The 22,439-nt window shown below is 60.2% G+C and carries 21 protein-coding genes; 2 read left to right on the plus strand and 19 right to left on the minus strand.

Annotation, left to right across the window (positions count from 1 at the left end):
* Positions 1–277 precede the first annotated feature (277 nt).
* Both ilvN and ABD013_RS14705 read right to left on the minus strand, forming a co-directional pair.
* Complete coding sequence (ilvN, locus tag ABD013_RS14700; RefSeq protein WP_343807509.1) at positions 278–769, minus strand: acetolactate synthase small subunit; 492 nt, start codon at positions 767–769, stop codon at positions 278–280.
* A 2-nt stretch (positions 770–771) separates the two neighbouring features.
* Positions 772–2,493 (minus strand): acetolactate synthase 3 large subunit, encoded by a 1,722-nt coding sequence (locus ABD013_RS14705; protein WP_343807512.1) that lies wholly within the window; start codon positions 2,491–2,493, stop codon positions 772–774.
* Positions 2,494–2,899: 406 nt separating this feature from the next.
* Between ABD013_RS14705 and ABD013_RS14710 the strand changes: the two genes are divergently transcribed.
* Complete coding sequence (locus ABD013_RS14710; RefSeq protein ID WP_343807515.1) at positions 2,900–3,166, plus strand: hypothetical protein; 267 nt, start codon at positions 2,900–2,902, stop codon at positions 3,164–3,166.
* 29 nt (positions 3,167–3,195) lie between these two features.
* Here ABD013_RS14710 and ABD013_RS14715 read toward each other — a convergent pair whose 3' ends face one another.
* From ABD013_RS14715 to ABD013_RS14770, 12 genes are all read right to left on the minus strand, one after another.
* On the minus strand, positions 3,196–4,035 hold the full coding sequence (locus tag ABD013_RS14715) for a 23S rRNA (adenine(2030)-N(6))-methyltransferase RlmJ (RefSeq protein WP_343807518.1): 840 nt from the start codon (positions 4,033–4,035) through the stop codon (positions 3,196–3,198).
* 36 nt (positions 4,036–4,071) lie between these two features.
* Positions 4,072–4,761: a hypothetical protein gene (locus tag ABD013_RS14720; RefSeq protein WP_343807520.1), complete on the minus strand. Its 690-nt coding sequence runs from the start codon at positions 4,759–4,761 to the stop codon at positions 4,072–4,074.
* Between the two features lie 32 nt (positions 4,762–4,793).
* The gene (locus ABD013_RS14725; protein WP_343807522.1) at positions 4,794–5,579 is read right to left on the minus strand and encodes a response regulator; all 786 of its coding nucleotides are present in this window, start codon (positions 5,577–5,579) and stop codon (positions 4,794–4,796) included.
* A 135-nt stretch (positions 5,580–5,714) separates the two neighbouring features.
* Positions 5,715–7,640 (minus strand): toxin-antitoxin system YwqK family antitoxin, encoded by a 1,926-nt coding sequence (locus ABD013_RS14730; RefSeq protein ID WP_343807524.1) that lies wholly within the window; start codon positions 7,638–7,640, stop codon positions 5,715–5,717.
* Positions 7,641–7,652: 12 nt separating this feature from the next.
* Entirely contained in the window at positions 7,653–9,854 is a 2,202-nt protein-coding gene (locus ABD013_RS14735) for a hypothetical protein (RefSeq protein WP_343807527.1), read from the minus strand.
* Between the two features lie 288 nt (positions 9,855–10,142).
* The gene (locus ABD013_RS14740; protein WP_343807530.1) at positions 10,143–10,733 is read right to left on the minus strand and encodes a malonic semialdehyde reductase; all 591 of its coding nucleotides are present in this window, start codon (positions 10,731–10,733) and stop codon (positions 10,143–10,145) included.
* A gap of 172 nt (positions 10,734–10,905) precedes the next feature.
* A complete protein-coding gene (locus ABD013_RS14745; protein ID WP_343807533.1) occupies positions 10,906–11,220 on the minus strand; it encodes a cupin domain-containing protein in 315 nt (104 codons plus the stop codon).
* On the minus strand, positions 11,217–11,831 hold the full coding sequence (locus ABD013_RS14750) for a cation efflux transmembrane domain-containing protein (protein WP_343807536.1): 615 nt from the start codon (positions 11,829–11,831) through the stop codon (positions 11,217–11,219). Before ABD013_RS14750 ends, ABD013_RS14745 begins: the two co-directional genes overlap by 4 nt.
* A gap of 99 nt (positions 11,832–11,930) precedes the next feature.
* A complete protein-coding gene (locus ABD013_RS14755; RefSeq protein ID WP_343807539.1) occupies positions 11,931–13,094 on the minus strand; it encodes an AAA family ATPase in 1,164 nt (387 codons plus the stop codon).
* A gap of 54 nt (positions 13,095–13,148) precedes the next feature.
* A complete protein-coding gene (locus ABD013_RS14760) occupies positions 13,149–13,568 on the minus strand; it encodes a hypothetical protein (protein WP_343808038.1) in 420 nt (139 codons plus the stop codon).
* Positions 13,569–13,740: 172 nt separating this feature from the next.
* The gene (locus ABD013_RS14765; RefSeq protein WP_343807542.1) at positions 13,741–14,025 is read right to left on the minus strand and encodes a hypothetical protein; all 285 of its coding nucleotides are present in this window, start codon (positions 14,023–14,025) and stop codon (positions 13,741–13,743) included.
* An 87-nt stretch (positions 14,026–14,112) separates the two neighbouring features.
* Positions 14,113–14,649, minus strand: coding sequence for a DUF924 family protein (locus ABD013_RS14770; RefSeq protein ID WP_343807545.1), 537 nt, complete (start codon positions 14,647–14,649; stop codon positions 14,113–14,115).
* A 211-nt stretch (positions 14,650–14,860) separates the two neighbouring features.
* Between ABD013_RS14770 and ABD013_RS14775 the strand changes: the two genes are divergently transcribed.
* Positions 14,861–15,652 (plus strand): hypothetical protein, encoded by a 792-nt coding sequence (locus ABD013_RS14775; protein WP_343807548.1) that lies wholly within the window; start codon positions 14,861–14,863, stop codon positions 15,650–15,652.
* A 41-nt stretch (positions 15,653–15,693) separates the two neighbouring features.
* Here ABD013_RS14775 and ABD013_RS14780 read toward each other — a convergent pair whose 3' ends face one another.
* The 5 genes from ABD013_RS14780 to ABD013_RS14800 all read right to left on the minus strand — a co-directional run bounded on the left by ABD013_RS14780 (position 15,694) and on the right by ABD013_RS14800 (position 22,369).
* Positions 15,694–16,395, minus strand: a complete 702-nt coding sequence (locus ABD013_RS14780; protein ID WP_343807551.1) for a response regulator transcription factor — start codon at positions 16,393–16,395, stop codon at positions 15,694–15,696.
* Entirely contained in the window at positions 16,392–18,161 is a 1,770-nt protein-coding gene (locus tag ABD013_RS14785) for a sensor histidine kinase (RefSeq protein ID WP_343807554.1), read from the minus strand. The genes ABD013_RS14780 and ABD013_RS14785 overlap by 4 nt, the downstream gene beginning before the upstream one ends.
* Before the next feature lie 68 nt (positions 18,162–18,229).
* Positions 18,230–19,564, minus strand: a complete 1,335-nt coding sequence (locus ABD013_RS14790; RefSeq protein ID WP_343807557.1) for a VWA domain-containing protein — start codon at positions 19,562–19,564, stop codon at positions 18,230–18,232.
* Positions 19,565–19,718: 154 nt separating this feature from the next.
* Positions 19,719–21,602 carry an SLC13 family permease gene (locus tag ABD013_RS14795; protein ID WP_343807560.1) on the minus strand — a complete coding sequence of 628 codons (1,884 nt, stop codon included), beginning with the start codon at positions 21,600–21,602 and terminating at the stop codon, positions 19,719–19,721.
* Positions 21,603–21,649: 47 nt separating this feature from the next.
* On the minus strand, positions 21,650–22,369 hold the full coding sequence (locus ABD013_RS14800; protein WP_343807563.1) for a polyamine aminopropyltransferase: 720 nt from the start codon (positions 22,367–22,369) through the stop codon (positions 21,650–21,652).
* Positions 22,370–22,439 lie beyond the last annotated feature (70 nt).

Consider the following 22,439-nt stretch of genomic DNA (forward strand, 5'->3'; position numbering starts at 1 on the left):
GCAAAAAGGCTTTTTTCTGACCGCTTTTTATTCCATATTTCGCCCTTTAAGCGCCTGCCGCGCTCGCGGTCGATTCCTCCTGGGCGTCAGTCCAGAGATCAATGCGCTGGCCACCATATCGTGGCCTTGTCAGTGTCGCCGTGATCGCCGGCTTTATCCTCTGACGCCAGGAGAAGCGTAACCAGCAGGACGCTCACTGAGCGCTAACGTTCAGGCAACAAAAAACCGCTGGTCGTTTGCACGGCCAGCGGTTTTTTGTGACTTAAATGTGTGTGCCTTAGAGGCTCAGCACTTTCTCGCCACGTGCAATACCACACACACCGGAGCGCACCACTTCCATGATGGAAGCGCTGCCCAGTGCACTGATGAAGGCATCCAGCTTGTCGGATGCACCCACCAGCTGCACGGTGTAGGTGGTCGGAGTCACATCGATGATCTGGCCACGGAAGATGTCGCAGGTGCGCTTGATCTCCGCACGCATCTGGCCGCTGGCCTTCAGCTTGATCATCATCACTTCACGTTCGATATGCTCGCCTTCGGACAGGTCGACCACTTTCACCACGTCGATCAGCTTGTTCAGCTGCTTGGTGATCTGCTCCACCACACGGTCATTGCCGATGGTAGTCACAGTCAGACGCGACAGAGTCGCGTCTTCGGTCGGCGCCACAGTGAGCGACTCGATGTTGAAGTTACGCTGGGAGAACAGACCTACCACGCGCGACAGGGCACCCGGTTCGTTCTCCATCAGGACTGAAATGATATGGCGCATGCTCAGGTCCTCTCTGTCTTGCTCAGCCACATGTCACGCATGGAACCACGCGGTACCTGCATCGGATAAACGTGCTCGAACGGATCGACCGCGATATCCATGAATACCAGGCGATCCTTCAGCGCGAAGGCTTCACGCATGGCGCCTTCCAGGTCGGCGTACTTGTCGACCTTCATGCCCACATGGCCATAGGCCTCAACCAGCTTGACGAAGTCCGGCAGCGACTTCATGTAGGACTGGGAGTGACGGGACTCGTAGTTCATGTCCTGCCACTGGCGTACCATGCCCAGCGACTGGTTGTTCAGACAGAGGATCTTCACCGGCAGGTCGTACTGCTTGCAGGTGGAGAGCTCCTGAATGTTCATCTGGATGCTGCCCTCGCCGGTGACACAAGCCACGTCGGCATCCGGGAAGTTCATCTTCACGCCCATGGCCGCCGGCAGACCGAAGCCCATGGTGCCCAGACCACCGGAGTTGATCCAGCGGTTCGGCTTGTTGAACTTGTAGTACTGCGCCGCGAACATCTGGTGCTGACCCACGTCGGAGGTCACGAAAGCATCGCCATTGGTAACCTGGCTCAGCATCTCGATGACCTGCTGCGGCTTCATCAGCTCGGAATCGTCGGTACGGAAGCGACCACCGTGACGCTGACGCCACTCGTCGATCTGCTGCCACCAGGCATGCAGAGCCTCCGCATCCGGCTGCTTCTTGCTGCCCTTGACCAGCTGGATCATCTCTTCCAGTACCACCTGAGCCGGACCCACGATCGGGATGTCAGCCTGAACGGTCTTGGAGATGGATGCCGGGTCGATATCGATGTGGATGATCTTCGCCGTCGGACAGAACTTGTCCGTTGCGTTGGTCACACGGTCATCGAAACGCGCACCCACGGCCAGGATCAGGTCGGCGTGGTGCATCGCCATGTTGGCTTCGTAGCTGCCATGCATGCCCAGCATGCCGATAAACTGACGATCGGTACCCGGGAAACCGCCCAGACCCATCAGGGTGTTGGTCACCGGGAAGTTGAGCAGACGTGACAGTTCGGTCAGCTCGTTGCTGGCACCACCCAGGATGACACCACCACCGGTGTAGATCACCGGACGCTTGGCGTTCAGCAGCAGGTCGGTGGCCTTCTTGATCTGGCCACTGTGACCGCGGGTGATCGGCGTGTACGAACGCATCTTCACATGCTTCGGATACTCGTACGGGTAACGTTCGGTCGGCGTGGTCATATCCTTGGGGATATCGATCACGACCGGCCCCGGACGACCGCTTTCCGCGATATGGAACGCCTTGCGCACGATCGCCGGAATATCTTCCGGACGCTGTACGCTGAAGTTGTGCTTCACCACCGGGCGGGAGATGCCCAGCATGTCGGTTTCCTGGAACGCATCCTCGCCGATCAGGTGGCTCATCACCTGGCCGGTGATCACTACCATCGGGATGGAGTCCGTGAATGCGGTCGCGATACCGGTCACGGCATTGGTTGCACCCGGTCCGGATGTCACCAGCGCGACGCCGGCCTTGCCGGTTGCGCGCGCATAAGCATCCGCCATGTGAGTTGCAGCTTGCTCATGGCGCACCAGAACGTGCTGTACATCTTCCTGCTGGAACAGCGCATCGTATACATGTAGCAACGAGCCGCCCGGATAGCCGTAGATGTACTTGACACCCTCGTCTTTGAGGGCGCGTACCACCATTTCTGCGCCTGAAAGTAATTCCACTGTTGTACCCTCTACTCAGCACCGGCCTTTGCCGGTGAACTAACAGTTTCAGCGTTTCTGCAACGATGAACACGGCCTCACGCAGCATGATGTTGTCGTCACTGCGTCTGCCCAACGCGGCAGTATTGGATGGCTCGTGTTCGGGTGCTGGTCAGGCGAGGATCTTCTTGCCCGACAGACCTGTTCTGAGACTTAAGCCGGGTAGCGCTTAAAACCACCCGCGGTCTCGGGATTTCCTACCACCGCAAGCCTGTAAATAGCCCACCATTTTCGCACCTTGACAATGTTCGATCAACCGCCTACCCCCTAACGAACAATGATTTGCCACTAAAGGTATAGGCTGTGCCTGACCTGTCATTGGCGGTATAGTAGATGCGACTTCAGTTTCTTTGCCGGAGAGCACGAGATGAGTATTGCCGAGATTAAAAACAAGGAGCGCGTGATCAACGAGCTGCTGCGCTTCATCCGCAAGGTACTGGTGGAACCGGATATCAGTGACAAGGCGCTGGAGATTGCCCGCAAGCACTTCAACGAGAAGGATGCCAAGAACCTGATCGCGGACGAGCTGACCTCCACCACCAACGTCAAGATCCCGTTGGAACAGAGCGACGCCGACCGCCTCTTCCTCGAGCTGCTGATCGACGTCGTACGCGACGAAAAGGCGCTCTACTAAGCGCCATTCTGTCTGGACCGGCTCGGGCCTTATTCGGGCACCAGCCAGTCCACGCGCCAGCGACCACTGCCCGCGGCCACCTGCAGCTGCTCCACTAGCCAGGGCGATACATCCGCCAGCGTCTGGTCCAGCTGCCAAGGCGGGTTGATTACCAGCATCCCGCTGCCAAACATTCCCCGCTCGCCATCAGCCGAGGCCACTTCCAGCTCGCTGCACAGAATCTTGCGAATCCCGGTTGCCGCCAGGTCCCGCTTCATCTGCTGCCAGAGATCCGCCGGCAACAGCGGATACCAGATGGCGAAGCAGCCGTTGGACCAGCGCTTGCAAGCCTTGTCGATAAAGCGCACCAGCTGCTGATATTCCTGTTTGACTTCGAATGAAGGATCGACCAGCACCACGCCGCGATTAGGCTTGGGCGGCAACAGCGCCAGCACACCCTCGTATCCGTCACGATGATGAACCGCCACCCGACTGTCCTGACGGAACACCGCCTTGAGCGCCTCCGCTTCAGCAGGGTGCAGCTCCATGATGTTGATATTGTCCGCCTCCCGCGCCAGCTGCGCCGCCAGCAGCGGCGAACCGGGGTAGGTGGTCAGCGCCGCTTCGTTGACCGCCGCCACCTGTTCCAGATAGCCCTGCACCGCCTCGGGTGCCGGCTGCTGCCAAAGGCGCGCGATGCCATCGCGGAACTCGCCGGTCTTCAATGCCTGTTCACTGCTCAAGTCATAGCGCGCCCGGCCGCCATGGGTTTCCAGGTAACTCCAGGGCTTGGCCTTGCGGTTGAGGGACTGCAGCAGCAGGGTCAGGACCAGATGCTTGTGAACATCGGCGAAGTTGCCGGCATGAAAGCCGTGCTGATAACTGAGCATAAGCGATTCCGGGACGGGCGCCGCCCGCAGGCGGCGTTAGTAAACTCGGGGCACCTTCAGGTGCGGAAACTGGTGTGCCAGCAGGCTGGCAATTTGCTGCAGGGTACTCCAGTCGCGGGCATAAAGCACGGTATCACCGGATTCGACATAGGGGCCCAGGACACCGGGCAGGCCTGAACCGATCTGGAACAGCGAGCCTTTGGTCTGGCCGCTGCATTCGAATCGCCCCGGCCGGGTCTGTGAAAACGCCCAGCGATTGCCCTGCCAGCTGGGGGCACGGTCGGCACCGGTATTGAGGCAGATACGCAGCCGCTTGAACACCAGTGCGTATCCCTGGTCGCCGTCCCGCTGTACCCGGAAGGCGTTCATGACACTGCCCTGCCCGGCGGTCACCGACAGACTGCCCCAGCCCTGATCATTGTGGTAGGTCACCATCAGGCGGCGCGCGTCTGGCGTATGGAGCTCAGTACCGGCACGATACTGCTGCGCCAGCAGCAGGGGCGTTGCCATGCGGTAGTGAGGCCCCTGCAGGTAGTGCTGCACCAGCGCCTGCGCCAGTGTCACGCCCGCCTGGCGGTCATACACGGGTACCAGGTTCAGGGTCAGCGGTGTAACCCTGGGCTCAACCACCTCCGGAGCCGGCTGTGGGGGTGGGGGTGGGGGCGCCGCACAGCCGCTCAATACCAGTGCAATCAGCAATCCCAGTCGCAGCAGTTGACGGCTCATGGCGCGCTCCAATGATTCGGCGTTTACCAGCTTCAGCGTACGCTGGCGATGTATTTGGACAGGTGGGCCAGCTTGTCCGGGTCGTCATCCATGAAGCTGACGCGCACGTCGACATAGGCCGCATCCAGTTTCTGCTCGGTGGCCTGCACCGAGGTAACGAAGCCGTTGATACGTGCCACGCTATCCCCGGACAGCTGCTCGATATCGACCACCACCTGCTCCAGCACTTGGGGGAACAGGCCTTCGTTCTTGATCACCACCTTGATCTCGCGCAGATTCAGGTCCTTGATGGCACAGCGGAAGGTCTGCTGGCTGTTGCGCAACTGGGCCAGTCCCTTGGGCTTGGCCTGGGTGCGTGCCGGCTCGGCCGACGCCTTTTTCTGCTGATCGGCAGCCAGCATGGCAGAAGCACGGGCCTGCTGCTCGGGACTGAGCTGCTGACGCTTGCTCAGCACCTTGACCATCTTCTGCACCAGCTGCTCACGCGTGAACGGCTTGCCCAGATAGTCATTGACGCCAGCCTGGATCGCTTTGAGCACGTATTCCCGCTCGCCACGACTGGTCACCATCAGGAAGGGAGTGGTTCGATAGCTGTCCTGAGACCGGGTCCACTGCAACACTTCGAGCCCGCTCATTTCAGGCATCTCCCAGTCGCAGAGGATCAGATCGAAAGGCTTCTGCTGCATCGCTTGCCTTGCCTGCAGCCCGTTTTCCACCGCCAGTACGTTGAAGTCGGGAAAGGCTTCACGCACCATCGCGGTGACGCGCTCACGGATAAAGCGGGCATCATCCACCACCAGAATATTCAGTTTACTCATCGAACCCTGCGTTTCCATCACTGCTGCCTAGAGGCAACACTGTCCCACAAAGCGCCGCCGGACTGAAGCCCCGAGGGCTGCGCTGCAGCAAAAAACAGGTGTTCTGATGTTCGCGCAGCGGTCCTCGAAGCCGTCTCAGCCACCGAACAGCAGGCACTCCATGCGGGATCCCGTGCAGTCACTGGCTGAGCCCTCGTCGGCCGACTCATCCGGCAGCCGCTCACCATTTTCATAGCTTGCACGCAGCAGCGGCTTGCCGCCGACATAGCTAATGCTTTCCCCGTGCCGCTGGCCATCGCGATAACGCTCGACCTCGGTCAACAGGCCATCATCGCTGAAGGTATAGAAACTGCCCTGGGCACGCCCCTGGTCATCATACTGCTGACGTCCGGTCACGTAGCCGGCCTCGGAGCGAGCCAGCCAGTCACCGACCTGATCGCCCTGGCGGTACTCGCCCTGCCACAACATGAAGCGCACCTCATGGGGATCCTGGAACTGCCAGGAGCCATGACGCCGGTCATCACGATATTCGCCTTTCGCCTGCAGGCGCCCGGCGCTGTTGTACTCCTCGTAGGCGCCATGCAGCTTGCCGTTGCGGTAGTGCGCCAGCATGCGCAGCTCTCCGTCCGGGGTACTCTCGCGCTGTTCGCCATGCTCCTGTCCCTGGGCGTTGTAGTGGTTGATGCGGTGAATCCGCTCGTCACGATACTCCCAGCGACCGACCTTGTGGTCATCGGCATACTCGCCCTGCTCGATCAGCTCACCGGTCAACAGCCGGCTCTCATAGGCACCATGCTGCTTGCCCTTGCGGTAATGGCTGCGCGTCTCGTACTCAGGGCCGGTCCAGTCCAGGTTGCCGCGGTTGATCTGCAAACCCTGCCAGCGGTGGTCGACGCTCTCCTGACGCCCGATCAGTTCGCCCTGCTCATCAAACGCCTCGACCAGCGACCAGTTGCGCGCCTTGTCGCTGCTCCAGCGACGCATCGCGCCACCTGCCGTGAAGATTTCACGCTCTCTGAGTTCATTACCGTTGACATAACGGACTCGAGCCTCCTCGACCTTGCTGCCGTCGCGATCAAATTCCTGGGTCAGCACCAGGCGATGCTGGTCGTCAAACTGGCTGATGCTTTCGACCTGCTCACTGTTGGCAAAGTAGTCCCGATGCTCTCCCACAGGACGGTTGTCCCGGTAATGCTGAATACGGGTCAGACGACCCTTCTCGTCATAGCGGCGGCTCTCACCGTGCTGCTTGCCGTTGCGGTAATGGGATTCCTCCAGCAGCTGACCGGACTCATACCAGTAACGGTAGAGACCGTGGCGCTTGCCCTTGCGCATCTGGTCCTCGCGCTGCTTCTGCCCATTCTCGTAATAGCTGACCGCCAACCCATCCAGTCCCTGCGCCGTATCGGTTGCCTGGTAGGCCAGCTGACCATTCGAGTGATAGCGCAGGATCTCGCCCTGGCGGCTCCCTTTGACGTAATGACTGCGCTCACGCAACTGGCCGTTGGGGTGATACTCACGCTGAATGCCATGCGCCTTGCCACGACTCAGCGAATGGGTCGCCTGCAGGCTGCCATCCTCGTAGAAGTGGGCATCCACGCCGTCCTGCTCACCGCCTTTCAGCCAGTGAATGCGTTCCAGCTGGCCGTTGGGGTGGAAGCGTTTCTGTAACCCAGCAGGTTCACTGGCGACATAGTTGTTCTCGGTCTGGAGTACACCCTGTTCATCGTATGACCGAGTCGGTCCTTCGAACTGCCCCTGTTCATTGCGTCGGCCGGTGGACCTCAGCTGGCCGTTGGCGTGACGGTAGACGTAAGGTCCAACCAACGGATGCTTGCCCGGCAGCGGCCCTCCCTTGAGAGTGCCTTCGAAGCGGGCCACTTCACTGCCCTTGAAAAAGACCTTTATCGGCCAAAGTCCGTCCACTTCTTCCGGCATGGATTTCATGTAGAACGACGCCTGTTCCGCCGTGTCGACCGGCTGCCAGTCATCATCCAGCCAGACGATTTCGGCATGGACACAGGCGCTGGCCAACACCAGCAATAACATCAGATAACGCATATCAACTCATCCTTAAGGCAGCGGCGGGAAACTGTGGGTCCAGTCGATGACGATCGGCTCGGCACCCTGTTGCAGGCGGGCAACACGGCTGACATGCCCGCCCAGGCGCAGCTGGCCCTCGCCAACCAGCACGTCCTGCAACGGACGCTGGTCCAGACCCAATGGGTACCCCTGATCATCCAGCAGTCCCAGCGCTTCTCCCTGGTCATTGAAGAAGCGATACTGCTGCATGAACGCCCGAACCGGCATCTGCAGATCCACCTCCGGCAACTGCTGCACAGGTATCAGCCAGCGATGTGCGCCAGCACTCAACTCCAGGTTCTGCCATTGCGGCTCGCCACTACAGCTCAACCGGCTGCTCACATCACGGCCGTAGAAATACTGCTGTTCGCCGTCATCGGTGCTCAAACGATACTGACTCTGCTTGCGAAGACGGGGGCTGGCACGATCCTGTTCATAGGCATCGACGACGGGTTGCCACTCCAGCACATGGCCATTCAATGGCTCAGCCGCGGTCACGCTCAATACGCAAGAGGCATCCCAGTCGCTCGGCAGGTTGACCAGCGCACCCTGCCCGGTCTCATCAAGATGGGCGAGCTGAGCCGGATCGAAGGCTATCTCGGTCTCCTCGGTCTCACCCCAGTAACGATCGCCGTACAGGGTGTGCTGTCGCAGCGGCGGCAATGTCGGATCAGCCCTGTAAACCTTCGGCATGACAAAGGTCACTTTCCCGGTCAGCTCGGCGGCGGGCGAGGGCTGCAGGACATAAAGGTTGACCTGTCCTGGTTGCGCGTCCAGCTGCAGACGCCAGTGTTCCTCATTGCCCAGATTGCTGTAGCCATTGAGCAGGTTGCGCTCGCCGGGCGTGAGCCAGTCAGGGCCGAGTTTCGGCTGCTGCAGCTGCATCCGGCCCTCAAGCCCATCCATGAAGCGCATCAACATCGCCTCACCGTTACGCTGCCAGCGCAGGTCATATTGCAGCGGCATTCCTGCTACCGGCGTGATGCTCACCTTCAGGCCGTCCAGCTCCAGCGTTTGCTCCACACCCGGTGTCCAGTTCACCGCATGCACCTTGAGCAGTTCCGGTCGATAGACCAGCTCCGCCTTGAACGCATCAACCCTTTCCAGCGCCGTTTCCTGGTCCCAGCCCAGTGGCAGCAGCTGGTGGTAGCTCTCCGCCTGCCCTTCACGGTATGACGGCCCCATGCTGCCCATATCGGCCAGCTGCAGCGGCACTGTCTGTCCCTGTGCATCGAGCGCACGGACGTTACGCAGGCTCATCCGGCCCGGCGCCGCCCACTCCGGCACTTCGTGAATGACCTTCAGCGCGACACTGTCCGAGCCTTCATCGAGGAAACCGCGATCATGAGCGAACAGTTGTGCCGCGGTCACCGGGGGCTGACTCGCCAGCCCTTCGGGGGGATGCCAGATATCATCCCAGTATTCCTCGAAATCTCCATTGAGCATAAAACTCATATCGGACGGTACCTGCTGTTCCGGCAATACCAGCACGCGGGTACGCGCCCGACCCTCCTGGCCGTAAACGTGCAGCGGCGAATCCACCACCAGCAGCAGCTGCTCCAGCCAGCCCCGGTCACGACTCAGGGTCAGCTCGCCATACACCTTGCCCTTGGGCGATTCGCTCTCAAGAGTGGCCACCAGGTGGGTATCGGTAACCTTTGCGACGGTCAGTGTCGCCGGCTGGCCCTGGAAATCCGGCAGTGCAACCTGGGCGCCCATCTGCGTCGGCAGCGATTGCATCACGCCCGGCGACGTCAACCCACGGCTGAGCTGCTCGACCATCTGCTGGCCGCCACGCTCAAGCATCATCTGCCAGGTTTCCGGATCACGTCCCCTGAACGTCTGCAGCTGCCCGGTCTCGGCATTCAACGTCAACTCGAAGCCGGCCTGCATCATGCGACGCAGCTCGGGGTCTCGCTGGCTGGACTCAAGGCTGTTGAAACGGCTGCCTGCGCCCTTCATCTCCATGTATTCGGGCGTCAATGTCAGGCGCAGGTTGGGCGAGGTCTCTTCCACTCGATAACGCATCAGGCTGCGACTTTGCTGTTCCTGATAACGGCCCATGATCTTGGCTTCGGTGTGCGACCAGATCCAGAAGGCCTTGTCTTCACCGGTTTGGGGGCTGAATTCGACATCAGAGGAGCAGGCCGACAACAGCAGGGCGGCCGCAATGGGGGCAAGGTATCTCTTCATTTTTGTCCCTGAGGATAAAACTCCATGAACGGGACAGGTCACTCGGACTCCATCCCTGACCTGGTCTGGGTGAGCAGACCAACGCCTTGGCCGCGACTAAACGACCAGCGCGGGACAAGCCTAGCGGCCTCAGCAAGGCTTGAGAAGAGCGCCAGCAAAGGAAGCGACTAAAAGACGGTATTGGCCGAACAAAGCTGTTGCCAACCCAAGACAGAACAAAGGCTTACGAAAAAAGCCCCGCCGGCTGGCGAGGCAAGAGAGCTGATTGAGCACATCGGCTGCTGGCGATCAAAGCACGCGAGCGGCCTGATCGAAGGTCAGGCGATCACCGCGCGGGTGATGTCCGCCCTCAGCCCCGTAGCCCAGATTGACAATGAAGTTGGTTTTCCAACGGCCATCCGGGAAGAAGGTCTTGTCGACCTGCTCGGCATCGAAACCACTCATGGCACCGGCACCCAGCCCCAGCGCACGCGCCGCGATCATCAGGTAAGCGCCCTGCAGCGAGCTGTTACGGAAAGCGGTCGACTCGGCCAGTTCAGCATTGTCACGGAACATGGGCGCGGCGTCATAGGCCTTGAACTGGGTCGGCAGGTGTTCGTAGAACTCGGTGTCCGAAGCGATGATCACAGTCAGCGGAGCCTGGCGAGTTTTTTCCACGTTACTGTCGAGCAGTGCCGGCAACAGCTGTTCACGGGCTTCGGGGGTGCGCAGAAACAGATAGCGGGCCGGCTGGGTATTCATGGAAGTCGGCCCCCATTTGAGCAGATCGTACAGCTGCTCGATGGTAGTCTCATCGACCGGCAGGTCGGCAAACTGGTTGTAGCTGTGCGCCTTGAAAAAAAGCTGATCGAGGGCATTCTGAGTAAGTGCGGTCTGCATGGGAAACTCCTGTGTCGCTGCGTGGAGCGACCTTAGCGGGTTGACATGCACTCACTTTAATCATCAAAGGATCAGCAAAGAACGGTGATAAATCGTCCTTTATGATTCAAAAATACGATCATTAACCGTATTCCAGCCAGCATAAACCCTGTTGAGTCAGCCATCGCCGTTTTCAGCGGTAAAAGACCGCCAGCCAGATCGTGGTCTGGTCCGGGTCGGTCCAGCTGACCCGGTGTCGACGATGGGCGGGAATATTCAGATAGTCGCCGGGACCAAGGCGGATGCAGTCGCCATTATCGAAGGTCAGTTCGCCGCCTCCCTGCAGTATCAGCACCCACTCATGCTCATCCTGATCGTACCAGCCGGACTCCGGTGAGGTTTGGCCCCGTGACAGTATGCGCTCGATGCGCACCGAGCCTGCACTCAGCAGATCAGAGAAAACCTCCTGTGGCAGTTCAGCCGGGATATCGTCGTGGAGGTTATTCACTTGCCATCCTCACAGCAGTCCCCGTCTTCGGCCGCCTCCTGCAGAATACGCACGCCGCCGCGCAGCACCAGCAACGCAATCAACAGGCCGATAACAAGATCCGGCAGACGGCTGCCCAACCACCAGACCAGCGCACCGGACAGAATCACGCCCGCGTTGGCAATCACATCGTTAGCCGAGAAGATCAGCGAAGCGCGCATGTGCACACCACCGTCACGATGTTTCATGATCAGACTGAGACAGATCACATTGGCCACCAAAGCCACCAGCCCCACCGACATCATCAGCGTACTGACCGGCTCGCTGCCGTAGATGAAACGCCGCGCCACATCCACCAGCACCAGCCCGGCCAGCGCAATCTGCATCAGGCCACTGAGCCGGGCCGAGCGGCGCTTGAGCAAGTCGCTGCGACCTATCGCATAGAGACTGATCGCGTAGACCGAGGCATCGGCCAGCATGTCCAGCGAGTCGGCGATCAGGCCGGTGGACTGGGCCACCCAGCCCAGACCGAATTCGAACAGAAACATCAGCGCGTTGATCGCCAACACGATCAGTAGTGTCTTACGCTCCTGCGCATTACGCGCTTCCATTTCACAGCCGCAACCTGACATATTCGTTTCTCCCTGCACCGATCAAAGACTCGACCGCTCCATCAAATAAACCCCATCATATAAGTCCCATCAAATATTGTCGTCACCTGGCCCGAAGAGCTAATCAGGCCAGTGCCAGGCCGGCAGGTCGAACTGCCCCAGTTTGGCAGCGCAGGTTTCGCCCAACTCCTTGTCGAGACAGACCGAACAACAGTTGTCGTCGGCCTCCAGCGTGGCGATCAGGCGTGGCGCATGAGACACCACCCAGACCTGGCAGCTTTCCGAGGCTTTCAGGATCAGCCGTCCCAGTGCAAGCAAGAGGTCCGGGTGCAGGCTGGTTTCCGGCTCGTTCAGCACCATCAACTCGGGCGGCCTCGGTGTCAGCAGGGCTGCCACCCAGAGGATATACCTCAGCGTACCGTCCGACAGTTCGGCTACCGACAGGGGACGCAGCAGGCCCTCCTGCATGAACTCGAGGAAAAAACGACCATCATCATGGCGCTGCACCTCCAGCCGGGCCCCGGGAAAGGCATAACCGATCGCCTCGTCCAGCGCCGCCTCATCACCGATCTCGCGGATGGTCTGAATGGCGGCTGCCAGATCACGACCATCATGATGCAGTACAGGTGTGCGTGTACCCAGCTGCGGCCGACGTGCCGGTGCATCACTGTCGGTCCGAAAATGATCGTAGAAGCGCCAGCGGCGGATCTTTTCGCGCAGCAGAAACACCTCCGGCGTTGCCTGCACATCCGCCACCTGATCGAACAGGGAATCAAACCCGGGCAGATGCTGCGCTACCACCTGCCACTGGCGTCCGTCTCGAACCCTCACCATCGGGCCATTTCGATCCACCAGCAGGCTGGCCGGGCGGTAGTATTCGCTGTGCCAGATACATTCCCGCTTGATCTCCGGATCCAGATTGAATACCGAGCGTGGCACCGGCTCCGGCAATCCCAGCGAGATCGCATAGCCATAGTCCTCGCCGGCAAAACCGAGTCGCAGCCGCTTCACCTTCTGACGCGGTCCGCCCTGCACCGGCACCTCTCCCCGGCGCATGCGTGCACTGAGCGTTTCCGGCCCGGCCCAGAATACCGAATCCAGGCCGCCATCCGACGCCAGGGCGTTGATCACACCGCCACGCCCGGCCTGCGCCAGCAAACGCAGTGCCTTATACAGGTTGGACTTGCCACTGCCGTTGGGACCGGTGATCAGCGTCACCTGTCCCAGCGGGATGGTCAGCTTGAGGATGGAACGGTAGTTCTCGATGGACAGGGTTTTCAGCATGGGGGCTCCGGGGGCGGTGAATACAGATGAATTAGCCGGGTCGATAACAGTCCATCATCTACAGTTGCCGGATATGGGGATATACCATTTCGGTTTGATGCGGCCAAAATCACGCCGCCGATGACACTTGAGACTCTTTTTCGAGTCCAGCACAAAGCTATCCTCGCCATTGCGGACAAAGACCACCCAATGCCAAAACGGCCGTCCGTCGATCAGGCGCCATTTGATCGCCAGCAGCGCCCGCTCCGGCAGTTTTTCCCAGCTGCTGAAAGGCAGCTCGGTAGCAGCGCAGGTAATACCAAACTCGTTCAACAACCGGCGTACATAAGCAGTCTCTGACCAGAGTACTTTGTCTTCTGCGTAGATGCCCAGCCCGTTGGCCACAGCTTTGGCCTGTGCATAACTGACTCCGGCCAGCGCCGCTGACGCAGCGATGCCACAACCGGAGATTTCTTCCTGAATGACGGGTTTGATGCTCACCCCACTGTCTCCCTGACATAAGCATTAATAGCTATCTACAAGGTCAGGATTCACTTCCTGAAGCACTAAAAAACCGATATTAACCCCATCTGCGGATATTCACAGCCGCTCCGCATGGAAACGGATTATGTACATTGCTGACGGCGTCCCTGCCAGTACGCCTTGATTAATACCCCTTCGAGCGCTTCTCACGGTGCATTTCATCGTCGCGCTTGCGATCTTCACGGTACATCTCGCCCTCCTCCTTGCGCTCCTCGTGGTACATCTGATCCTGTTCCTTGCGCTCTTCGCGCATATCTTCCCGCTGCTGCTTCATCTCTTCACGCTGTTCTTCGTAGCTTTGCACGGGCATATCCGGTCGTTTGCTCTTGCCTTCTTCATGGTGCGCGGCTTGAGCCAGCCCGCTAAACGCCAGTGTCAGCCCCATGAGTACAGCCAGTCCGGTTTTCATCTTGAGTACCTCATTGGTTGGAGTCGAAGGTCTACGCTCACAGCATGGCAAGGCTTTGCTGAACAGTAAAAGTACTGCCGTGGATGATCAGAAGCCTGAACCCGGCTGACGGAGGAATGAGAGCTCCTCCGGGGTAGAAACCCTTCCCAGTATTTCATTCCGGTGTGGATAACGCCCAAACCGATCGATAATGTCCTTGTGCCTGTGGGCAAAATCCAGACTACTCTGGTCACCCAGTTCGGTATAGAGCCTGACCGATTCCTGCTGAATTACCGGCGACTCGCTGTGCATAAACGGCAGATAGAGAAAGCTGCGCTGGGCTGTAGATAATGACTTATCCACTTCCCGCTCGATGGCGTACTGGGCCAGAACCAGCGCCTGAGGATCCTGCGCAAAAGCCATGGCCCTGTCGCGGTAGATATGTCGGGAGAACTGATCCAGCAGCAGGATCTCTGCCAATGTGCCTGCTGCAGACTGACGCCAGCCGAACAGTTCACAGCGGCGGGCCTGTTCATGCAGCGACAGAAATCGCTCACTGATCTGCTGGTCCAGCAGATCATCCTTTATCCACCACTGTCGGGGCTCCAGTTCATTGAACCAGAAATCGATCACTCTCTGCGACATGATGAACCTCTCCAGGGTTGTCCGGCTATCAGTATAGGCGCTGGTCAGCAGCCACTCTGTGGAAGCCGCTCAGTCAGTATCGAAGTCAGATGTAACGGCCAAGACGGTCTATTCACAGACAGCTTCCCCATCGTTACTCTACCCACCGCCACAGGCTCCCTTGCTCATATGAAGCCCTGTCTGGCCCGCTCTGTTACCCACAAGGATGTCTATGAATTCGGAAACCCGGGACAAAATCGTGCAGATGGACCTGAGCCTGGTCGCTCCCATCTGTTATCTGACGGAAACTTTCAATGCTTTGCTAAGGGGCTGCTTCCGTATCCTCTGCCGTTACCCCAGGGCCTGCCTGAGCCTGACCGGGCTGCTGTATCTGACCGGGCTGGTGCTTATCAACGTACCCGGCCTCGAGTTTTCCATAGCCACCGCCTTCCTGACCCTAACGGCTCCCATTGCCATGCCACTGGGGTTCGTACTCGCTTATATGGGTGTGGGCGCTATCTTGCTGGCCCTCTTTGCGCGCAATCCTGCCACCCGGCTCCCGTTCGCCGCTCTGCTCGAGTTGCTGCTGCTCGGCCCCATGTTGATAACAGCCTTGAGCGATACCCGGCTGATGCTGCTGGTCGGAGACAACGGCAGCTTCGTCATATTGGTGGCCCATCTGTGTCTGATGCCCTGGCTGTTCCTGCGCTATCAAGGGTGGTTCATGCGCCATGCCCGCTGGAGTACGCCCGCGGTTTTAGTGCTGGTTAGTTTGATTGGCTTTGAAAGCCAGTCGGGTTTTACCACCACCCGGATCAGTCCTGAGTACTTTTCCCTGTCGGACTGCCGGTGGGAGCGACCGATCAATGGCGTGGGTGTAAAAGGAAAGGCGGTTCAATCCTGCGATGTGCAACTGCACCATGAGGGGCAGGAGTATCACTTCAGGGATGTGGTGATGCCATCAGGCAGGGTGAGTTATCTGGAAGTGCGCCATGCGCTGGTGGATCACTTTCAGTTGCGGTAGAAAAGCTCTGACCAGCTTCCGCCTGACGGCGGGCATTTGCACTAGCCATCAAACCGATAGCCGATGCCGTGTACCGTGATGATGATCTCGGGTGCCTGGGCATCCCGCTCCACCGCCTTGCGCAACTTGGAGATGTGCTGGTCCAGCGTGCGGCTGCTGGGCAGGTACTGGCGGCCCCAGCATTCGTCGAACAGGGTATCCCGGCTTAGTACCTTGCCCCGGTTGCGGTGCAACAGTTGCAGGATACGCAGATCGCGCAGGCTCAGGTCGATCTTGTGGCCGTTGCGCTCGGCGCGCAGTTCATCCGGGTATACCTGCAGGTCCGCCATCTGGAAACTGCCCTGCTCCGGCTCGGATGCGGCATGCGCCAGACAGCGGCGGGCGACGGCACGAATGCGGGCGATCACCTCACGGCTGCCGAAGGGTTTCTTGATGTAGTCATCGGCGCCCAGCTCCAGTCCCAGCACCTGATCGATCTCTTCCGACCTGGCGGTGATGAAGATCACCGGCAGCTGCTGGTCCTGCTGGCGGATACGGCGACAGACGGCATAACCATCGAGCTTCGGCATCATGATGTCGAGCAACACCAGCGCAGGCCCCGGCCGGCCGGCGATCTGCTCGTTGTAGAGTGCCCAGGCCTGCTCGCCATCGGCCGCCTCGATGCAGTCGTAGCCTTCCATCTCGAGCAGGTCCTTCAACCCCATGCGAATATTGAGATCGTCCTCGGCGATCAAAATTTTCATGTCAGTGTCTCCAGTCGAAGGCGGAAGCAGGCGCCGTGCTCACTGGCTTCCAGGGTTAGGTCGCCACCATGGGCACGAGCCAGATCCCGTGCCAGCCCCAGGCCGATACCCGTGCCGGTGATGCCGTCTGTAAGACGGCTGCTGCTGCGGTAGAAGGGCTCGAATATTTTATTCCTGTCCCCTGCCTCGATGCCCGGGCCGCTGTCCTGCACCTCAACGCACAGCAGGCTGCCCTCCAGCCATGAACGCACCTGCAGCTCACCGCTGTTCGGCGCGTATTTCTCACAGTTGCTGAGCAGGTTGTTGAGGATCTGCTCCAGCGTAGCCGGGTCATAGTTCAGGCTTTGGCCGATACCGGCATCAAAGTGGGGTTCAACACCACGTTGGCGCAGCAATGGTTCAAAGGTTTCCAGTATCCGAGCGATCTGCTCATCCGGGTTAACATTCTCCGGTGTTAATTTCAGCTGTTGGCGCTGCAGACGTGAGAAGCTTAATACATTGTCGATCAAACGTGACAGGCGCTGGCTCTCGTCAGTGATCACGCCAAGGTAGCGACCGACGGCAGGATCCGTATCGTCATCGAGGCGCTGCTGCAACATCTCGGCGTAAAGACGCACGTTGGTCAGCGGGGTTTTCAGCTCATGGGACACCTGATTGACGAAGTTGACCCGCTGCGTCGCCAGCCGTATTTCGCGACGATGTTCTCGATAGAGCAGATAGCCCAGCGCCGCTAACCCGACACCAAGCAGCATCAGCGGAGCCACCAGTGTCAGCCAGATCGGCGCCGCGGCCTGCTGCAGTGCCGGGGCATGGTATTCCAGGCTCCAGCTGCCCAGTGGATGACTCAGTCCCAGACTGCGCAGCGCCGGGCCGTTGTCTTGATACTTCCCCCAGCTGTACAGTGTGCCGCCCTGGCTGTCGAGCAGGCGGATCTGCGCCTCGCCCAAGGCTTCACCGCCCTGCCCGGCATCCGGCAGGCGGTTGATCAGGTCCGACAGCAGCCGGGCATCGTTGAGTACAAAGCCGAGCGTTCGGCCCGCCGGATCGCGCCACCAGTAGATATGCATCAGCCGTGCATCCACATACCAGGCGATCCAGCCGCTCTCGGTCGACGTCACGGCCGCGGCCTTGGCTTCGGCCTGACGTGCGGCGGGCGCAACCGGTTCCGCCCGGCTGTCGGCGTCTGCTTCGGCGGCATAATCATTCAGCGGCGCCGAAAGTTCCGCCGGGGCACGTTGCGCCAGTTGGCCACTGACAAAGTAGTCAGCGGATTTGGACATGGCAGAAGGGGCAAGCAATACAGCCTCTGCACGGGGCAGCGGACTCGGGGCAGCCGGATCCGTCGCCGCGGGACGCAGCAGGTCCGGCGATTGCCACAGCGGCTGCAGGCGCTCGACCAGACGCTGCTCATCCAGACTCAGCGGCTGGTTGCGCGGCGGAAACTGGCGCTGGTCATCGTGGCTCAGTACAAACAGCTGCTGCACCTGGGCGGAGTTTTTGACGAAGCTGCGCAGGCGCTCGGCCGAATAGTCCGGGTCCGCCAGACGGTAGAGACCACCCGCCTGGCGTTGCAACAGAGTTTCCAGTTGCTGGAAGTGGGTCTGCAACTGCTGGTCCACCGACTCGAGCTGCTGCTCGATCAGCTTCTGCAGTTGCAGACCCACCAGTTGCTGCTCGTTCTGCTGCAGCCGATAGCCCAGCCAGCCCAGCAACAGCAGGGGCAGCAACACCAGCAGAATCAGCAACAGCGCGGCGCGGTATTTCATGGCGCTCTCATGACACTCTCGGATAGATCAATGCCCGGTGTGGATAATTCATCCCACCGGGCTCCCTGTTAGTAACTCTGTTGCGTGGCGCGCTTATACTGCTTCTCACGCAACTCCTTGCGCTGCCGGTTCCAGTCCTCCTCGGAGGATAGCTTATCCGCATCCTGCAGCGCTTCCTCTTTCTGCGCTTCCAGTGCTGGTGAAGCCAGGGCTTCGGCCTGCGCCCCCAGATACTCGGCGCTCTTCTCCAGCAACTGACGCGCGCCCTCAACATCACCCTGGTCGCGGCGCTCGACCGCCTCGCGACTGTACTCGTTGGCGACCTGCTCCACCGCCGACTCCAGCGCCGGCTTATCCACCGCCTGCTGCACTTCGTCTTCGGACGCGCTGAAGCTGGCCAGAATGCGGCCATCCATACGGTCAGCCTTGCGTGTCGCCAGATTGGCGTAGTCCACCTGTACGCTGGCCAGCTCCAGCTCGCGACCGGCTTCCTGCGCCGGCACTTCGACCTCCAGCACCAGATACTTTTCCTGCTCGCTGTAGAGCTGGTTCAGGCGGGTACGCACACGATCACCGATCACCTCACCTTCCCGGCCCAGCAGACGCAGCGGCCGCACGCCATTGAGGCAGCGGATCTCGATAATCAGGTCCTGGGCCACCACCGACATCACATCACCGAACTCGTACTGGAAGATGCGCGCCAGATCTGAAGCGTTTTCGACAAAGGCGTGGTTACCGTCACTCATCCCCGCCAACTGGGTCATCAGGTCTTCGTTGTAGCCCAGCCCCAGACCGATAGTAGTGACACTGATCCCCTCCTTGGCCAGCGACTGTCCCAGCCGGCCCAGCTCGGACGGTGACTGCGGCCCCACGTTGGCAAGACCATCAGAAAGCAGGATGACGCGGTTGACCCGGTTGCGATCCAGAAACTTGCGCAGCTCCTGCGCCCCCTTGCTGACGCCGGCGAAGAGCGCCGTATTGCCGCCGGCATGAATCCGGCTGATCGCACGGTACACCTGCTCCCGGTCCTGCAATTTGGTCGCCGGCACCGCCACTTCCACCTGGGAGTCGTAGGCCACCACCGAGACGATATCGCGCGCATCGAGACGGCCGATCGCCATGATCGCCGCCTCACGGGCATGGCGGATCTTGTCGCCACCCATGGAGCCGGAGCGGTCCAGCACGATCGCCACATTGGCCGGCGTGCGCTCGGCACGACCTTCCAGTTCGAAACCATCGAGGGATATCTTGATAAAGGCTTTCTGCGCGGCATTGGCGGCCATCACCGGCGTCGCCAGACTGAGATCGAGCTTCACCTCCTGTGCCTGCGCCAGCAGCGGCAGACAGAAGAGGGCCAGCCAAAATGATGTGATCCATCGCTTGAGGGGATTGAGCATGTTCATGACCCGACTCCTAGTGCAGTTGATACTAAACAATCAGTTTCTGAACTGCACTCTAGGCTCGGCAGCCCTGCGGTTGGTCAGATGGATGTAGCGAGTTTGTAAAAGATTTGTAAATGCCGACAGCCGTGGTTCTGGCAGCGACTGCCGGCCCCGATCACATCGGCCATACCAGCGACAGCAGCGGGATGCTGATCACCACCACCAGAATTGAAATCGGCAGCCCCAGGCGCCAGTAGTCACCAAATTTGAAGCCGCCGGGCCCCAGTATCAGAGTGTTGTTCTGATGCCCGACCGGTGTCAGGAAGGCACAGGACGCGCCGATGGCCACCGCCATCAGGAAGGCATCGGCCGAAACCCCCAGCGTCGCGGCGGTCCCCAGGGCGATCGGGCACATGGCTGCGGCGGTAGCGGCATTGTTGACCACGCTGGAGACCAGCATGGTCAGTATCAGGATCAGACCCAGTGCCACCAGTGTGCGGCCCTGCGCCAGATGCTGCATCATCAGCTCCGCCACCAGCGTCGCAGTGCCCGTACTTTCCATCACCGACGCCACCGGCATCAGTGCGCCCAGCAAAATGATCACCGGCCAGTCGATCGCCTCGTACACCGAACGCAACGGAACCGTACGCAGCGCCATCGAGGCCAGCACACCAGCGGCAAAGGCGATGGCGGTCGGCAGCAGCGCAAAGGCAGCGGCCGCCACCGTGGCCAGCATGATCAGCGACGCGGCCAGCGCCTTGCCTCGCTCAGGCAGATGCAGCTCCCGCTCGGCCAGGGGAATACAGCCATGATCGGCGGCGAATTCGGCCAGCGCCTCCTCCGAGCCCTGCATCAACAACAGATCACCGGCCTTGATCTGCATGGTGCGCAGGCGTGCTCGGGATCGCGATCCCTCACGGGACAGCGCCAGCAGGTTCAGGCCGTAGCGGGTACGCAACTGCATATCACGGGCAGAGCGTCCCTGCAGGGAGGATTCGGTGCGTACCACCAGCTCCATCAGCATCACACCCTCGCCGTTACTGCTCGGCTCGGCAACCTCGTCCTCGGCTTCGGTCTCCTTATCGGTCTCCGGCGCGTCCGGGCTCGCGGGAATCTCGTCCTGAGTTTTGCCCTGCTGCTCAGCCTCTGTTGCATTTTCCTCTCTGGCGGACTCGGCTTCCTCCAGCTCCAGCCCCAGCGCGCCGATCACACCGGTCAGCGATTCCACATCCGCTTCAATGATCAGAATGTCGCCGGCTCGGATATAGCGGCCGGACAGAGGCGCGTTGATGCGGACATTGTTGCGGATCATGCCAATGATTTGGGCATCGGTCTCGCCCAGCGCCGCATCGGCCTCGCGCAGATGCATGCCCGCCACCTTGCTGCCCTTGAGTACACGGACCTCGGTGAAGTAGGCCCCGGTATCGAACCCTTCGGCCCCCGGCTGCTTGCGCGCCGGCACCAGCCGCCAGCCCGGCAACGCGATAAACAGCACGCACAACAGGGCAACCGACACACCCACATAGGCGAAGTCGAACATCTCAAAGCTGCTGCCGATGCTCTCGTGGCGAAAGCCGGAGACGATCAGGTTGGGCGGCGTGCCGATCAGCGTGGTCATGCCGCCCAGAATGGTGCCGAAGGCCAGCGGCATCAGCACCTGCCCCGGCGTCAGGCTCAAGCGTCCCGACAGCTGCATCGCCACCGGCATCAGCAACGCCATCGCGCCCACGTTATTCATGAAGCCGGACAGAAAAGCGCCCAGCCCGGTCAGGGCCGCAATGCTGAGCATCGGTCCCGCCTGTTTCGGCAGCAGATGACGCGTGAGCACATCCACCGCGCCGGAAATCTGCAGGCCGCGGCTGAGCACCAGTACACAGGCCACGGTCACCACCGCCGGGTGGGCAAAACCGAGAAAGGCATCCCTGGCATCGATCAGGCCGGTGAGCACACAGGCCAGCAACGCGCCCCCCGCCACCATATCGTGCCGCCAGCGCCCCCAGATGAACATCCCCATGGTGGCCAGCAGAATAAGCACGATCAGCAGTTGGTCCTGGTTCATCATCTCGGTCCTGGAGACAGTTTTTAAAGGTTAGCCCGCCGCCCGGTTCACTTCACACAGACATACACCGAGTTGGTCGATTCACCGCCCTGGAAGGGGTTGTAGAACGAGATCACATGCGACTCCACACGCGCAAAGACGGTTCTCAGCAGCGCTTCAAAATCCGGGTCCGGCAGATTCTGCGACCACATGGCAAAGACGCCCTCCGGTTTCAGCTGCTGGGCCATCAGTGCCAGGTTGTCGGTGGTATAGAAGCTGGCATTGGCCGGGTTCAGATACTCGCTGGGAGAATGGTCGATATCGAGCAGAATGGCATCGAACTGCCTGCCCGGTTGCTCCGGGTCAAAGCCCCTGGCCGGGTCGGTGGCCAGATCAAAGAAGCTGCCCAGAACATAACGGTTGCGGGGATCGGCGTTGAGCACCTTCCCCAGAGGGACGCGTTCATCCCGATGCCAGCCGATCACGGTCTCCAGCGCATCGACCACCAGCAGCTCATCGATGCGTTCATCGTTCAAGGCAGCCACGGCGGTGTAGCCCAGCCCCAGGCCACCGACCACAACACTGAGCCTGTCGCCCTGAACAGCGGCCAGGCCCAGCGTCGACAGCGCCTCTTCCGCTTCGACAAACATGCTCGACATCAGGAACTCGTCGCCCAGCTTCACTTCATAGATATCCCGATCACCAAATGCCGGCATGGAGCGTCGACGCAGGGAGATCTGCCCCAAAGGCGTGGCTTGGCTATCAATTTCTTCAAACATTAGCGACATGGCGGGTCGGTCCTGAGGTGATAAGCGGGTATTGGACAGAATGATTCTCTGTGCAGAACAGCATAACGCC

The sequence above is a fragment of the Marinobacterium maritimum genome (assembly GCF_039523155.1).
Lineage (GTDB): Bacteria > Pseudomonadota > Gammaproteobacteria > Pseudomonadales > Balneatricaceae > Marinobacterium > Marinobacterium maritimum.